General features: G+C 64.5%; 12 protein-coding genes. 5 read left to right on the forward strand and 7 right to left on the reverse strand.

Annotated elements, in window-relative coordinates; all coding sequences use genetic code 11:
• A partial coding sequence (locus ABFX19_RS03780) for an FG-GAP-like repeat-containing protein (RefSeq protein WP_346027530.1) occupies positions 1-2070 on the reverse strand: 2070 nt, incomplete at its 3' end.
• Between the two features lie 211 nt (positions 2071-2281).
• On the opposite strand from ABFX19_RS03780, the gene ABFX19_RS03785 reads away from it, so the two are divergent.
• The gene (locus ABFX19_RS03785) at positions 2282-4204 is read left to right on the forward strand and encodes an acyl-CoA dehydrogenase family protein (RefSeq protein ID WP_346027531.1); all 1923 of its coding nucleotides are present in this window, start codon (positions 2282-2284) and stop codon (positions 4202-4204) included.
• 3 nt (positions 4205-4207) lie between these two features.
• Here the strand turns inward: ABFX19_RS03785 and ABFX19_RS03790 are convergent, their stop codons facing one another.
• Entirely contained in the window at positions 4208-4756 is a 549-nt protein-coding gene (locus ABFX19_RS03790; RefSeq protein ID WP_346027532.1) for an acyl-CoA thioesterase, read from the reverse strand.
• Between the two features lie 144 nt (positions 4757-4900).
• On the opposite strand from ABFX19_RS03790, the gene putP reads away from it, so the two are divergent.
• Entirely contained in the window at positions 4901-6400 is a 1500-nt protein-coding gene (gene putP, locus ABFX19_RS03795; protein ID WP_346027533.1) for a sodium/proline symporter PutP, read from the forward strand.
• Between the two features lie 109 nt (positions 6401-6509).
• On the opposite strand, the gene ABFX19_RS03800 is transcribed toward putP, so the two are convergent.
• Complete coding sequence (locus ABFX19_RS03800) at positions 6510-7589, reverse strand: DNA polymerase IV (RefSeq protein WP_487046887.1); 1080 nt, start codon at positions 7587-7589, stop codon at positions 6510-6512.
• 133 nt (positions 7590-7722) lie between these two features.
• Between ABFX19_RS03800 and ABFX19_RS03805 the strand changes: the two genes are divergently transcribed.
• Entirely contained in the window at positions 7723-8556 is an 834-nt protein-coding gene (locus ABFX19_RS03805) for an aldo/keto reductase (protein ID WP_346027534.1), read from the forward strand.
• 71 nt (positions 8557-8627) lie between these two features.
• Here ABFX19_RS03805 and ABFX19_RS03810 read toward each other — a convergent pair whose 3' ends face one another.
• Positions 8628-9275 carry a pyridoxine/pyridoxamine 5'-phosphate oxidase gene (locus ABFX19_RS03810; protein ID WP_346027535.1) on the reverse strand — a complete coding sequence of 216 codons (648 nt, stop codon included), beginning with the start codon at positions 9273-9275 and terminating at the stop codon, positions 8628-8630.
• A gap of 68 nt (positions 9276-9343) precedes the next feature.
• Between ABFX19_RS03810 and ABFX19_RS03815 the strand changes: the two genes are divergently transcribed.
• Complete coding sequence (locus ABFX19_RS03815; protein WP_277358688.1) at positions 9344-10141, forward strand: phosphatase PAP2 family protein; 798 nt, start codon at positions 9344-9346, stop codon at positions 10139-10141.
• A 1-nt stretch (position 10142) separates the two neighbouring features.
• Here the strand turns inward: ABFX19_RS03815 and ABFX19_RS03820 are convergent, their stop codons facing one another.
• From ABFX19_RS03820 to ABFX19_RS03830, 3 genes are read right to left on the reverse strand one after another with little or no spacing between them, the layout of a single operon-like run.
• Positions 10143-11924 (reverse strand): thiamine pyrophosphate-requiring protein, encoded by a 1782-nt coding sequence (locus ABFX19_RS03820; protein ID WP_346027536.1) that lies wholly within the window; start codon positions 11922-11924, stop codon positions 10143-10145.
• A complete protein-coding gene (locus tag ABFX19_RS03825; RefSeq protein WP_346027537.1) occupies positions 11924-13063 on the reverse strand; it encodes a baeRF2 domain-containing protein in 1140 nt (379 codons plus the stop codon). The genes ABFX19_RS03820 and ABFX19_RS03825 overlap by 1 nt, the downstream gene beginning before the upstream one ends.
• Entirely contained in the window at positions 13060-13272 is a 213-nt protein-coding gene (locus ABFX19_RS03830) for a hypothetical protein (protein WP_277359882.1), read from the reverse strand. The genes ABFX19_RS03825 and ABFX19_RS03830 overlap by 4 nt, the downstream gene beginning before the upstream one ends.
• A gap of 133 nt (positions 13273-13405) precedes the next feature.
• On the opposite strand from ABFX19_RS03830, the gene ABFX19_RS03835 reads away from it, so the two are divergent.
• Positions 13406-14299, forward strand: coding sequence for a phosphoribosyltransferase (locus tag ABFX19_RS03835; protein ID WP_346027538.1), 894 nt, complete (start codon positions 13406-13408; stop codon positions 14297-14299).
• Positions 14300-14383: the final 84 nt, after the last annotated feature.

The raw sequence follows: 14383 nt of genomic DNA on the forward strand, positions 1-14383 counted from the left end.
GCCGCCGGCACCATTTCCGTTGTAGAGCCACAGCACTCCGGCGGTGTCCCGCGCGATCAGGTCCCGGGTGGCCCCGGATCCAAAGGCGCCCGGTGCCGTCAGACCGGTCATGGCGTTCCAACCGGTTCCGTAGACAAGGCGGGAAAGGAATCCTCCGGTGCCGTTTCCGCGGTACAGGTAGAGCCTTCCGCTGGCATCGCGGGCAAACAGGTCTGCCCTGGCGTCACCGCTGAAGTCGCCGGTTCCGACGATGGCTGTCATGCCATTCCATCCACTGCCGGGCTGAGTGCGTGTGCCCCAGGTGCCGTTGCCGTTGCCCGGGTAGAGGAAGAGCCGTCCGGCGCCGTCACGGGCCAGCAGATCTACCCCGCCAGTGCCATTGAAGTTACCGGGCGTGACCAGTGCGGTCATCCCCTGCCACCCCTGGCCGATCTGGACGCCATTAGTGATTCTGCCGGTGCCGGTACCGGCGTAGAGCCAGAGCCGTCCGGAGGTGTCCCGGGCCATGATGTCCGAATGCCGGTCGCCGTTGAAATCACCCGGCTGCAGGATGGCGTTCATTGAACCCCACCCGGTGCCGATCAGGACCCGGGCCCCGAAACCGCCGGTGGCAGTTGAGGGGTAAAGGTACAGGCGGCCGCTGGAGTCACGAGCCACGATGTCGGGATTGCCGTCTCCGTTCATGTCCTTTTGCTCGGCGGTGCCGGCAGGAGGCGGTGGCGTTGCTGTGGTGCCGATCTGAATGGTGCGTGTTGCGGCCGCCCCAAGATTACCGGCGCGGTCTGTTGCCCGCACGTCGAACCGATGGGATCCGCTGAGCTGCTGGTCCCAGGTCTTGGGGCTGGTGCACGCCGTGAAGATGGCGTTCGACGGTGTCAGCGCACATTCGAACGTAGCCGTTGGCTCGTTGCTCGAGAAATTGAAGGTCGGCGTAGTGTCCGCACCCGGGCTCGAGGGGAACGGGGAAACAATCGTGGTGGTCGGCGCCGCGGTGTCCACTGTGACCCTCATAGTTCCCGACGTGGCCAATCCGTCCGGATCTGTTGTGGTGGCTACCTGCGCCTGCACCGTGTGCTGGCCATCGGCAAGCATTGCGGTTGTGAACGAGTAGGCACCGGCGGCTACGGTGGCGGTGCCTACTGACGCACCGTCAATCAGGACTTCAACTGTTGTTGCACCAGCCGGAGCCGTGCCGTTCAACGTTGGTGTGGTGTCGCTGGTGATGCCGTCCGTGTTTGATGATCCGCTATCGCTGGCGTCGGCCAGGTTCGGCGTGGATGGAGCACCGGTATCAACGTTGGCAATCAGGCCCTGCACTGTGAACAGCTCAGTCCTGCCTACTTCGCCTTCCGGACCCACCACCGAGACAAAGTTGGTGTTGAGAACGGAACCCGTGACGCGCCGGGCCGTTTCGATGCTTCCGAGGGTGCCTGCCGGCGCTCCGACCTGTGTCAGGAACTTCGCTGATTGCCCTGCCGCATCACCAAGGAATGCGTTGCCCACGCCCGCCCAGTTACAGGCGTCTCCCGGCTGGCACTCGCCAGCATCTTCGGTGACATTGATCCCGCCCAGGGCGTCGGTGGTCAAGACATCCACACCGTAGGGGTGGGTGATGGTGTAGGCCGTGTTGGGTTGAAGACCGTTGAACCGGAACCGGAGCCGGGCAAACCCGATCTGGTCGCCGTCGATGGCTTCCTCATTGGCATGCGCTGCTTCCAGCGCCGCTTCGTATGAGCCGATATCTCCGACCGTTGCACCGGCAGCGAACCAGAACGCCTCGCCGGGGAAGTTCGGTTGGACAGGTGCTGCGGTGGGGTCAGGAAGGGTTTCGAGGCAGCCGTCGACGTAGCAGAGTGCGAGTTTCACGTCGCCGTCGTCGTACCACTCCGGAAAACCGTGTTCAGTGCTGACCGGCCCTACGCCGGACAGGGCGGCATTCGCCGGTGCGGCTGCCAGCGGTGCAAGCGCAACGACCAGCATCGCGCCTGCCAACACCGAGGCAGTGACTTTCTTGGGATGATGCGTGCGGCGCCCCGTGGCGGGACCAGCCGCCGGTTGATGGATTGACATTGTGAGCTCCCTCGTGTGAGACCGAAACCATGCTTACTACCGGCTCGGTTCAGAAAGGTTGCGTCGTGCACCTTGGACATTCCTTGGGAAATGATAAGGACCGTTCTTTTAACTCGGATTGTGACGGTAGGATTCCGTTTTCCTACTGGGGAGTAGCATTTACCCATGGCCGGGTTCCGGCTGGCGGAGCCTGCCGTTGAAGGGGGCTGCCATGAGCGCCGAAGCACTTCAGGACAACGTCAACGAGCGCACGTCCCGGGAGGTGGCAGAATCCGCCCGGGAAACGGAATGGAACCGGCCCAGCTTCGCAAAAGGCCTCTATCTGGGCCGCTGCGACATCTCCCTCATTCATCCGCACCCCACTTCTTCACATGCCGACGACGACGACGGCGAGGAGTTCCTCGCACAGCTCACCTCGCTGCTGGCCACGATGGACGGTCAGCGAATCGAGGGGGACTCGCAAATCCCGGACGAGTACCTTCGGGACCTCGCCGGACTCGGCGTTTTCGGCATCAAGATTCCCAAGGAATACGGTGGTCTGGGCCTGTCACTGGCCTACTACGGGCGCGCACTGATGCTGCTCACCTCCGTTCACCCAAGCCTCGGTGCGCTGATCTCAGCGCACCAGTCCATCGGAGTGCCTGAACCCGTGCGTATGTTCGGCACCGACGAGCAAAAGCAGGAGTACCTCCCCCGTTGCGCAACCGGCGCAATTTCGGCCTTCCTGCTCACGGAGCCGGACGTCGGATCCGACCCCGCCCGCATGAACGCAACAGCAACCCGTAACGACGACGACGGCACCTACGTCCTCAACGGCAGCAAACTCTGGACCACCAACGGAGTGATTGCCGAGCTGATCGTGGTGATGGCGAAGGTGCCTCCGCACAGCGGCGGTCGGGGAGGCATCTCCGCTTTCGTCGTGGAGGCGGACGCCGCAGGGATCACGGTGACGCATCGGAATGCCTTCATGGGCCTGCGCGGCATAGAGAACGGTGTTACCCGGTTCGAGAACGTCAAAATTCCAATCGGGAACCGGCTGGGCAGGGAAGGCCAGGGACTCAAGATTGCGCTCACCACCCTGAACACCGGGCGGCTCTCCATCCCCGCTAATTGCGCGGCCGCAGGCAAGTGGTCGCTGAAGATTGCGCGTGAATGGTCAAGCGAACGCGTCCAGTGGGGCCGGCCCATCGGCAGGCACGAGGCAGTCGCACAGAAGATTTCCTTCATCGCGGCAACCGCTTTCGCCCTCGAGTCCGTCTTCGAACTCTCCGCGGCACTTGCTGATTCCGGGCAGAAAGATGTTCGTATTGAAGCTGCCTTGGCGAAACTGTGGTCCAGCGAAATGGCCTACCGGATCGCTGATGAACTGATGCAGATCCGCGGCGGTCGAGGTTATGAGAGCGCAGCTTCCCTCAAGGCGCGCGGGGAACGGGCCGTCCCGGTGGAACAGCAGCTGCGGGACTTGCGCATCAACCGGATCTTCGAAGGTTCCTCGGAGATCATGCACTTGCTCATCGCCCGTGAGGCAGTCGACGCGCACCTTGCGGCGGCAGGTGACCTGGCGTCGTCGGACGCTGACCTCAAAGCGAAGGCGAAGGCGGCGGCGGGCGCCAGCAGTTTCTACGCGGGGTGGCTCCCGCGCCTTCTTGCCGGGCCCGGCTTGTCGCCGCGCTCCTACTCCGATTTCGGACGGCTCGCCGGGCATGTGCGTTACGTTGAGCGGTCATCCCGGCGCCTTGCCCGCCACACCTTCCTCGGCATGGCGCGGTGGCAGGCGAAGCTTGAGCACCGGCAGGTGTTCCTCGGAAGGATTGTGGACATTGGAGCGGAACTGTTTGCGATGGCGGCTACGTGCTCCCATGCCAAGCACCTTGAGGGGGAGGGCCGGCGGGAGGCAGGCGAGCTTGCCGAGGTGTTCTGTCGGCAAGCACGGATGCGGATCGAGCAGCTTTTCACCGACCTGTGGAGGAACACTGACAACGCGGACACGCGCCTCGCGGGGAAGGTGCTCGATGGCCGCCATACGTGGCTTGAAGAGGGCGTCCTTGACCAGTCCGAAGGAACCGGCCCCTGGATTGCCGATCACCCGGTGGGCACAGCCGGCGGAGAAAATCTGCACCGGAACTACCGCTGAAAATTACCGAACCCAGTCGTGGAGGGCAGGACGCCGGGTGCTGGGGAGCGCGGTATTGATGCGCCACTCATGAATCCACTCCGGAAGCGCCATGTCCGCCGGCGGATTGCCCATCGCTTCGAAGATTTCAGCATTTGACACCGGCCCGTTTGAGCTGAGCAGGCGGGTGGCAATGTACGCACGGGCGTAGATCTCGCCGCCATGCACCATGCGCTGCTCAAAGTAGATGGCGCGCTCATCGAAGCCCATGATTCGCGTCTCGATGGTGTAGCGCTGACCGAGCTGGAGTGACTTCCGGAAAGTGATTGTCTCGGCGTTGACCACGGGCGTCCAACCCTTCCGCCGCATGAGCTTCCAGATGCCACTCCTGATCATGAGGTCGAACCTGCCCAGGTCCATCAGGGAGAGGTACATGCCGTTGTTCACGTGCATCGCAATGTCGATGTCCGTCAATTGAACGCGTTGCGGGAGGGAGGTTGAATCCCAGATGCTCACCTTCGCCCGGCGGCGTGAGGCAAACAGAAGCCAGAGGGTCCGAAATAACAGGTGCATTGTCCTATATTACCCGCGGGTAACTTCTCTTTTTTGTGCAGAAACCATGGTGAACCAGGTCACTTTATTAGCCAAACTGGGTGCGGGCTTGGAATAGTGGGCGGCTGCACTCAGCCAGTTCCAAGAATTCTGTGAAAGGAACCCATGACTGACCAGACCTTCCAATACCTTGCCATGGCGCTCTACATGGCCGCCATGCTGGGAATCGGCTGGTACGCGTACCGGAAAACGTCCGATCTCGATGATTACATGCTCGCCGGCCGCGGCCTCAAGCCCGGGGTAGCTGCGCTCAGCGCCGGCGCCTCCGATATGTCGGGGTGGCTGCTGCTCGGACTGCCCGGCGCTATCTACCTGTCCGGCCTGATTGAGGTCTGGATTGCCATTGGCCTGACCATCGGAGCCTGGCTGAACTGGAAGTTCGTGGCTCCGCGGCTGCGCAGCTACACCGAGGTGTCCAACAACTCGATCACCGTGCCGAGCTTCCTGGAAAACCGGCTTAAGGACCGCTCACGCGTTCTCCGCGTTGTCTCCGGCGTCATCATTCTGGTGTTCTTCACGTTCTACGTGTCCTCGGGCATGGTTGCAGGCGGTGTCTTCTTCGAGTCCTCCTTCAACTCCAGCTACACCCTCGGCATGATCCTGGTTGCAGCGGTCACCATCTCCTACACGCTGTTCGGCGGATTCATGGGAGCCACCTTCACTGACGTGGCGCAGGGAATCCTCATGCTCATTGCGCTGATCGTCGTTCCGATTATCGGGTTCGTTCAGGTTGGCGGATTCACCGGACTGACCGACTCCATCCGCGCCATCGATCCGTCGATGCTCGAGTTCGTAGCCGGCGGGTCCATCCTCGCCATCATCTCCGCCGCAGCGTGGGGCCTTGGCTACTTCGGCCAGCCGCACATCATCGTCCGCTTCATGGCGCTGCGTTCCCCGCAGGATGCCACGGCCGGCCGCCGGATCGGCATCAGCTGGATGATCCTCACCGTTCTCGGCGCCGTTGCCACCGCCCTTGTGGGCATCGCGTACTTCGAGCAGAACCCGCAGCTGACGCTCGAGGACCCCGAGGCCGTGTTCCTGGCGCTGTCGCAGGCGTTCTTCCACCCCTTCGTGGCAGGCATTGTCCTCGCGGCCGTCCTCGCAGCGATCATGAGCACCATCTCCTCGCAGCTCGTCGTGTGCTCCTCCGCGCTCGTTGAGGACCTCTACAACATGGTCTCGAAGCGGAACCTGACAGCCAAGCAGGGGGTCATCCTCGGCCGTCTCGGCGTGCTGGTGGTCGCGATCGTCGCGATCGTCCTCGCCTCGGGCCGCAACGAATCGATCCTCGCGCTCGTCGCCTTCGCCTGGGCAGGCTTCGGTGCGTCCTTCGGCCCCACCGTGCTGCTCTCGCTCTTCTGGCGGAAGCTAACCATGCCGGGCGCGCTGTCCGGGATGATCGTCGGCGCCGTCGTCGTCTTCGCCTGGGGCAACTCCCCGCTGGCGGCCACGATGTATGAGATCGTGCCGGCGTTCTTCGCCAACCTGATTGTCGCCGTCGTAATCAGCCGCCTGACCTGGAAGCCGAACGCGGAGATCGAAGCCGAGTTCGACGCAGCGGTACGCGGCGTTTCCGAGCGCAAGGAACCGGTCACGGTTTCCTAGTTACCTTCGCTCGATCGCATGACCAGCGGCTCCCCGGTTGCTTCCGCTTCCGGGGAGCCGCTGCTGTTGAAGGAGCAGGCTCCAGGTCAAGCGCACGACGGCGGCGCACTCACCAACCGCTGCGCGTTGGCGTATGTCCCTTCCGGGCTTCCTCCGGCATGGACATTTCGGCCCGGAAACCAAGTAGCCGGATCGGCCGGTCGGGCTCGATCTTCGCAACAAGGTCAAACGCACCGGCAAGCACGAGGTCACGGTCGAACGTCTCGTGGATTCGCTTGGCGTACGTCTTGGTGAAAAAGGGCGCGTACCGCACCTTGAGGGTCAGCCCGATCACCGGCCGGCCCTCGGCGATGACATCCTCAAGCACGCGGGCCACGAGTTCCCGTACGGCGTCATCCACCTGTGCAGGCTCGGTCAGATCCTGTTGGTAGGTCGTTTCCCTGCTGTGCCCACGGGCAACCCACGGGGTGTCATCAACCACCCGCTCGCCGTCCCCGCGTCCCAGCTGCGCGTACCAGGGACCCATCTTCGGGCCGAACTCAGGAACGAGGTCACCCGGATTGGAGGCGGCGAGCTCAGCAACCGTTGTGATGTTGAGCGTCGCGAGGCGGCGGGATACTTTCGGTCCCACGCCCCACAGGTCAATGGTTGGCCGGCTGCCCATCACCTCCAGCCAGTTCTCCTTCGTGAGACGGAAGACGCCGGCGGGTTTGGCGAACCCGGTAGCAACCTTAGCCCGCACCAGAGTGTCTCCGACCCCCACGCTGCAGTGCAGCTTCGAAGCGTCCAGCACCGCCTGCTGCACCCGCCGCGCGTAGGTTTCGGGTTCATCGGTTGTCACACCGACGAAGGCTTCGTCCCACCCCAACACCTGAACGGTGGCCTCCGGTTGGGCCCGCAGCGCCGCCATAACGGTGTCGGAAGCGGCCAGATACGCCTCGGAGTCCACCGGCAGAATCACGGCGTCGGGCACTTTCCGGGCTGCGATGCGCAGGGGCATGCCGGACCCAACCCCGAACGCACGAGCCTCGTAGGACGCGGTGGAGACCACGGCCCGCTCGGTCGGATCTCCGCGGCCGCCCACGATCACCGGTTTGCCCGCCAGCTCGGGCCGCCGCAACACTTCGACGGCGGCAATGAACTGGTCCAGATCGACGTGCAGCACCCAGGGGCTGTGGCCTTGACTCACGGTCCCAGTCTGCCCTCAGGTTCCTTCCGGCACCACCGTTTCTCCCGGCCATAATCGGTCGCCGGATTGACGCATCACGGTCCCAGCTAGAAAGCTGGGAAGAAGTTGCACACCCGAACGATACGAGGAGAACATGACTGACGCAGCGGCACCAACCATAGAGCTCCTCAGCGGTGCATCCATTCCGGTGCTCGGTCTCGGCACCTGGCCGCTTGATGATGAGGAGGCGGCCACCGCCGTCGAGCATGCAGTGTCCGTCGGGTATCGCCTCTTCGACACCGCGGAGAACTACGGCAACGAGGCCGGGGTCGGGGAAGGAATCCGGCGGTCCGGGATTGAGCGGGACCAGGTCTTCATCACCACCAAATTCAACAAGCAGTGGCACGGCGTGGACGGCGTCCGGAAAGCCTTCGAGCAGAGTGCGGCCCGGCTGGGCGTCGATTACATCGACCTGCTGCTGGTGCACTGGCCCAACCCGGAGCAGGACCGCTACGTGGACGCGGTCAAAGGACTCGCCGGGTTGCGGGAGGAAGGCCTGATCCGGGCCTTCGGCGTCTCCAACTTCAAGCCCGCCCATCTCGAGCGGGTCCTCGACGCGGGTCTCGTTCCGGAGGTCAACCAGATCCAGCTCGACCCGCGCCACACGCGGCCGGACTCACGGCACTTCCACTCGAAGCACGGGATCGTGACCGAGTCATGGAGCCCATTGGGCAAGGGCAGTGACCTGCTGCAGAGTACCGCCGTGGATCAGCTTGCGGACAAGTACGGCATGACTCCGGCGCAGATTGTGCTGCGCTGGCACATTCAGCTGGGACTGGTGGCCATCCCGAAGTCCGCCAATCCACTGCGCATCAAGCAGAACATCAACCTGTTCGGGTTCGAACTCACCCAGGACGAAGTCGAGTTCCTCTCGGCTCTGGACACCGGCGAGGGCGACATCACGGACTCCGACTCCTTCGGCCACTAGCGTTCAACCGGAAGTTTTGTGCACCTCCGGTGACTTCCGTCGAAGTGGAGTCACCGGAGGTGCACAAAACTTCAGGGCCAGAGGAGCTCGCGCCGCCAGCCCTCGCCGCTGCGCACGTAGAGCAGGCGGGTATGGCGCCGCTCCGGGTCCGCCTGCCAGAACTCGACGCGCTCAGGTGCCACCGTATAGACAGTCCACGTCGCAGAGCCCTTGTCCTCGATCCCTTCCAGTTCGCGTTCGACGGCGGCGCTCACGGACTCTGAGGGCCGGATAGTTGCGCTTTGCTCGCCGGCGAGCACCAGGGCACGTGCGCTGGGATGACGACGGCGGAAGTCGGCGTCGTTCTCTGCCGCCGTTCCTGGCGTCACGGTGCCACTGACGCGGACCTGCCTGCCGACTGACTGCCAGAAGAAAGTCAGGGCGGCATGCGGTGTATTCCGCAGCTGTCGGCCTTTCGGGCTTTCGCTGCTGGTCGCGAAGGAAAAGCCGCGCTGGTCGAGGTCCTTGAGGATGACAACGCGGGCGGCGGGATGGCCGTCGTCGTCGGTCGTTGAAACGGTGACTGTGTGCGGAGCGGGGACTCCGCCGTCGATCGCGGCGCTGAGCCAGTCGGTGAACAGGTCCAGCGGAGAATTCGGGGCGGCAGCAGTGTTGAATGAGGCCATGTCTGTGGGGAAGACGGGCAGTCCGCGCAGCAGGTTCTGGACCGGTGTGTACATGGTGGCCAGCCTACGCCCGGCGCTTTCGCAGCCCTGCAGGGTTCGGGCCGCGTTGCTAACCTCGAAGGATGTCATTCCAGGACCCGGAGAACGAAGACCATCACGTCGGCACGCGAGACCTTACCCGGTGGACTACCCCGCTCGGCCGGTTCCTCGTCACGTGCGTCCGGAGTGTGGCGCAGTGGATCGGGCCGCGCTGGGCGCTGTTGCTGCTGCTCGTGGTGGGCATCGGCGCTGCTGTGTCCCTCACGGTTGCGTCCGCGGAGGTTTACGAGGCGGTGGTGGAGGAGGACGGGATCGCCGCCCTGGACCGGCCTGCACTCAACGCCGCGCTTGAGCTGCGCGAGCCCTGGCTCAATGGTGCGGCCACAGCGTTCACCCATCTGGGCGGACCGATCGGCATGCCCATCCTTGCTACCTGTGCAGTACTCGCGCTGACCCTGGTCCGCCGGTCCGTCACGCCGCTGATTCTCATGGTTGTCGCCGCGGGAGGTTCCCTGCTGATGACGGTCCTCGGCAAGGATGCCATCGGGCGGCTGCGGCCCGACCTCCAATACGCGGTGCCGCCGTTCGAGATGTCACCGTCATTCCCCAGCGGTCACACCCTGAACGCAGTCGTCATTTCGGGGATCACCGCGTACCTGCTGGTGCTGCGCCAGCATTCAAAGCGGGCGCGGGCGCTGACCATTACTGCCGCCGTCCTCTTTGCCTTCATCATGGGACTCACGCGTGTCTACCTGGGGCACCACTGGGTCACCGATGTCGCCGTGGCGTGGACGCTGGGACTGGCGTGGCTCGCGCTCGTCATCACGGCGCATCGCCTGTTGCTGACGTTCCGCAACTACCGGCGGGAGCGACGGGCGTAGCTCAGTCCCGGGGCTGCGACTCCGCCTCCAGCCTGACGTACTCGCGGAGCAACTCCAGGGCGTGGGAGTTTCCCTCCGTTTCCAGCGCCTCTTCCATTGATTTGGCCAGTTCCTGGCCGGCGGGGAAAGGCGGAAGCAGCGGCACATCGGCGTCCGTGCGGATATCCAGCACATAGGGACGGTCAGCGGCAAGCGCGCGGTCCCAGGCCGGCCCGACGCCATCAGCAGACTCAACCCGCTCCCCGTCCAGGCCGAGCAACTTTGCGTACCCCGAGTAGTCCACGTCAGGCAGTTCCTGGCTGTCCCCGAAGCGCGGTTCAGATTCGGTTTCCCGCTGTTCCCAGCTGACTTCGGCCAGGTCACGGTTGTTGAGGATGCAGATGGCAAAGACCGGGTTTGTCCAGGACTTCCAAAGCCGGCTGACGGTGATGAGTTCCGCCATCCCGGTCATCTGGAAGCCGCCGTCGCCGGTGAGTACCACCAGCGGCCGGTCCGGCGCAGAGAGCTTTGCCGCCAGGCCGTATGGAAGACCGCAACCCATGCTCGCGAGCGTGCTGGAAAGATGTGCCGGCACTCCCGGCGGCAGGTGCAGCTGCCGCGCGTACCAATAGACGCAACTGCCGACGTCGACCGCCACCTGTGCGTTCCCGGGGAGCCGCCCGTTCAGCTCACGGATGGCCCGCTCAGGGTTCACGGGGCTGGCAGCGGTGAAGGCCCTCGCTTCGGAAAGAGTCCGCCACGCGTCGACGTGGCGTTCGACCTCGCCCCGCCACCCGAGACGCTCGTGGACAAGCGGCAGCAGCGCCCGGAGTGACTCGGCGGCGTCCCCCGTCACCGCCACCTCCACGGGGTAGCGGTTTCCGATGGCCTTGGCGTCACTGTCGATCTGCACCGCGCGGGCGGCTCCCGGCGGCGGATAGAACTCCGTCCATGGGTCGTTGGATCCGATGATCAGCAGGGAGTCGCAGTTGGCCATGGCCCATCCGCTGGCGCTGGTCCCCAGATGGCCCATGGTGCCCGCCGCCCACGGCATGGTCTCGTCGACGTACAGTTTGCCGAGCAGGCTGGTTACGACGGCGGCGCCCAGCTTCTCAGCGAGTGCCGCCACCTCCGCCTGCGCACCCCGCGCGCCCTGCCCGACAAGCAGCGCAAGTTTTGATCCCGCGTTGAGGAGGGCGGCGGCGTCGTGCACGTCCTGATCCTGCGGGATCACAGTCCCACGGCTCCACAGCGGAGCGGACGGGATCACTCCGTGCTCGTGTTCCAGTTCGGGTGCAGGCTCCTGCTGCACGTCGTGGGGCAGGATGACGACGGCGGGAGACCGGGTTGCGAGCGCTGCCTTGAAGGCGCGGTCGATCACCATGGGCGCCTGGTCCGGGCTGTTGACCTGCTGACGGAAACCGGAGGCAACATCCTTGAACAGGCTCTGCAGGTCGATTTCCTGCTGGTACGCAGAACCCAGTACGGTCTGGCTCTGCTGCCCCACCAATGCAACCACGGGCACGCTGTCCATCCGGGCGTCATACAGGCCGTTGAGCAGGTGCACGGCTCCCGGGCCCTGCGTGGAGAGCACCACGCCAACGCGGCCGGTGTACTTGGCATGGCCAACCGCCATGAAGGCGGCGTTCTCCTCGTGGCGGGCCTGGATGAACTCCGGTGACCCGGCGCGCCGAAGCGCGCCGAGCACCGGGTTGATCCCGTCACCGCTGTAACCGAACACGCGATCGACGCCCCACGCCGCCAACCGTTCAACAACGCCGTCAGCTACCAGCCGGTCCGCCATCAGCCGGCTGTCGGTACCGTTGGCCCGACTGGCCAGCGCAGCAACGCCGCCACCGGTCCGCCGTCGAGCGCGCCGGAGGGGAACAGCGCCACTTCGGCGTCGGTCAGTACCGCAGCACGCAACAACGACGACGGCGCCGGCACCTCACCCAGCACGGGGGCGCCAGCGGTTTCGCCGTCGATCTCGGCGGTCCACGGCTCCGAGCCCAGGGCCAGCAGCCGGTGACCGTTGAGGCCCTGGCTTTCCAGGAGGAGAGTGTCGACCTGCGCCTGCTGCAGCGCATGCACCACCGAGCCGATGCCTTCGGTTGACTCCGGGTTTGCGCGTCCCTTCTGGTTGTTCAGCCGTTCCAGCAGCTGCGCCTGCCGGCGCGCAATGCATTCCGCTACCCGTTTGTTGATCTCCTGTGCATACGCTTCCTTGTCCGCTCCCTCCGTACGGCTATGGCTTTCGACGACGGTGAGGATGTCCTTGGACTGCTCGCTGAGCTGTTCGGCCACGAGGTTGCGGGCACGGATGTCCCCTGCGACAACCAGAAGCCTGGCGCGGCAGCTGCGGACAACCTTGTCGATTTCCCCGGAGATGTCAGCAGCATTCGCCTTCCAGATGTTCTCGGTGCGGTGCTGGTAGCGGCCCTGCGACCAACCGCCGCTCGGAACCTTTTTGAGGTTCTCCGTGTCTCCCTCGATGTGGGTCATGCTGTCATCCTGCAGTCCGTTTGCGCGGCGCAGGTGGATCTCACCGCCGTCGCGCCCCACTTCAGCCACAACGTAAGCGAAGTCGTCCGGACGGTGCCACAGCAGCGGGCACAGGTTCGGCACCTCGTTGACCGAAGTAAACTCCGGCAGGGCGAGAGGCCCGGGCAGGAACTCATCCAGTTCCACCGAACCATTCGCCACCACGATCAGCCGCGCCACGGGATCCGGCAGGCCCTTCGCGGACCGGCGGAGCGCCTCCGCGACGGCCTTGCGGTCATCCTTGGTGGCCCCTGCCTCCTCAAGTGCCGAGGCGATGTTTTCGGGCCGGACGTCGTCGGCATGAAGCGAATCGACATTCCCGGTGCTCGCATCCGTGTAGATGGTTACCCAGGGCCCGGGCTTCCGATAGACATCTGCAAGCGTGTGCAGGGTATTGGTCACTGCGCCTCCTCATCAGCGTTGCGGTCATCATCCTGCGAAACATAGACGGGCTGATCGTCCGCCTCGGTGCTGTCGCTGTCATCCACGGTTTCGGTTTCCCGCCAGTCCTCTGCCCTGGTTGGGTGGTTGCCCTGCACCAAACCCTGGGTTTCGTGCTTCATCTGGTCGTCCACCTGCGGACCGTGGGTTGTGTTTCCCCGCTCTGCCATGACGTACCTCTCTCCTGTTATTTCTCCTGCTATTCCTGCTCTTCGGTTTCGTCTGACTTGGATTGCTAAGGCTACTGCCGGTTTATCATCCTCTAAGCTCGAATGAAAGACCCCCTCACGACCGGCGCCCACGATGAAGCAAGCTCACGAGGAACCACACAGATACGCCGACCGCGCGGATGCGGGCCGGCAACTCGCGATCGCGGTGCACCCAATCGCGGCACAGCTGAACCCTGTTGTTCTGGCGCTTCCACGCGGCGGTGTCCCGGTGGCCGTGTGTGTGGCAGAGGCGCTTGGCGCGCCCCTCGACGTCGTGATGGTGCGCAAGGTGGGCGTCCCTGAATGTCCTGAACTGGCAATGGGCGCGGTGGCCTCGATTGGCGGCGCCATGGAAACCGTCCGTAATGCGAAGGTTCTGGCCGATGTCAGGAATGCCGACGCGGTATTCGCGCGGGTTGCAGAGCGTGAGCAGGAAGAACTCGTGCGTCGCGAACGGCTGTACCGGGAGGGGCTGGGCCCGTTGGAGGTCAGCGCGGCAACGGTGGTGATCATTGACGACGGCGTTGCCACCGGAGCCACGATGCTCGCCGCGGTTGCGGCGCTCCGGAAAGCCGGAGCCGGCCGGATTATCGCCGCTGCACCCGTCTTCCTTGGCTCCGCTGCGGGAACAATCCAGGCGTCGGTTGACGAGCTGGTGAACCTCTGGTCTGCGCCCGATCTGCCCGCCGTCGGCAGCGCCTACCGCAGCTTCGATCAGGTTCCGGACGCGGAGGTTCGGCGGTTGTTGCGGGACGTGCGCGGGCGTAGTTTGGGAACCATGACCGATTACTCAGATCTCCCCGAGTCCTACCGCGCGTACCTCGCAGGACTCGACGACAGCACGGCCGCTGCGCTCATGCCCGTCCTCAAGCAGTCCGTGGCCGGAGGCGAGCACGGTGTCCTGATCACTACCGACCTCGGCCCTGACACACAGGCCGAGGTCTCCGCTGAAGTGCCGTTCGGCGAGGTACGCGAGACAGTCCGGTAGCCGGTGTTCTCAGCCGACGGCGGGCCCACCTCCAGCACGCTGACCTCCAGCGGACCGCTCACACGGTATCGCCTCGCTCCGAAC

The sequence above is a fragment of the Arthrobacter parietis genome (genome assembly GCF_039530425.1).
GTDB lineage: Bacteria > Actinomycetota > Actinomycetes > Actinomycetales > Micrococcaceae > Arthrobacter_D > Arthrobacter_D parietis.

What these genes read in the sequence shown, in the direction of transcription:
- ABFX19_RS03835 (WP_346027538.1), top strand. Translation starts at nt 13,406, where the DNA reads ATGAAGCAAGCTCACGAGGAACCACACAGATACGCCGACCGCGCGGAT.
- ABFX19_RS03790 (WP_346027532.1), bottom strand. Translation starts at nt 4,756, where the DNA reads ATGCACCTGTTATTTCGGACCCTCTGGCTTCTGTTTGCCTCACGCCGC.
- ABFX19_RS03785 (WP_346027531.1), top strand. Translation starts at nt 2,282, where the DNA reads ATGAGCGCCGAAGCACTTCAGGACAACGTCAACGAGCGCACGTCCCGG.
- ABFX19_RS03810 (WP_346027535.1), bottom strand. Translation starts at nt 9,275, where the DNA reads ATGTACACACCGGTCCAGAACCTGCTGCGCGGACTGCCCGTCTTCCCC.
- ABFX19_RS03805 (WP_346027534.1), top strand. Translation starts at nt 7,723, where the DNA reads ATGACTGACGCAGCGGCACCAACCATAGAGCTCCTCAGCGGTGCATCC.
- putP (WP_346027533.1), top strand. Translation starts at nt 4,901, where the DNA reads ATGACTGACCAGACCTTCCAATACCTTGCCATGGCGCTCTACATGGCC.
- ABFX19_RS03830 (WP_277359882.1), bottom strand. Translation starts at nt 13,272, where the DNA reads ATGGCAGAGCGGGGAAACACAACCCACGGTCCGCAGGTGGACGACCAG.
- ABFX19_RS03820 (WP_346027536.1), bottom strand. Translation starts at nt 11,924, where the DNA reads ATGGCGGACCGGCTGGTAGCTGACGGCGTTGTTGAACGGTTGGCGGCG.
- ABFX19_RS03815 (WP_277358688.1), top strand. Translation starts at nt 9,344, where the DNA reads ATGTCATTCCAGGACCCGGAGAACGAAGACCATCACGTCGGCACGCGA.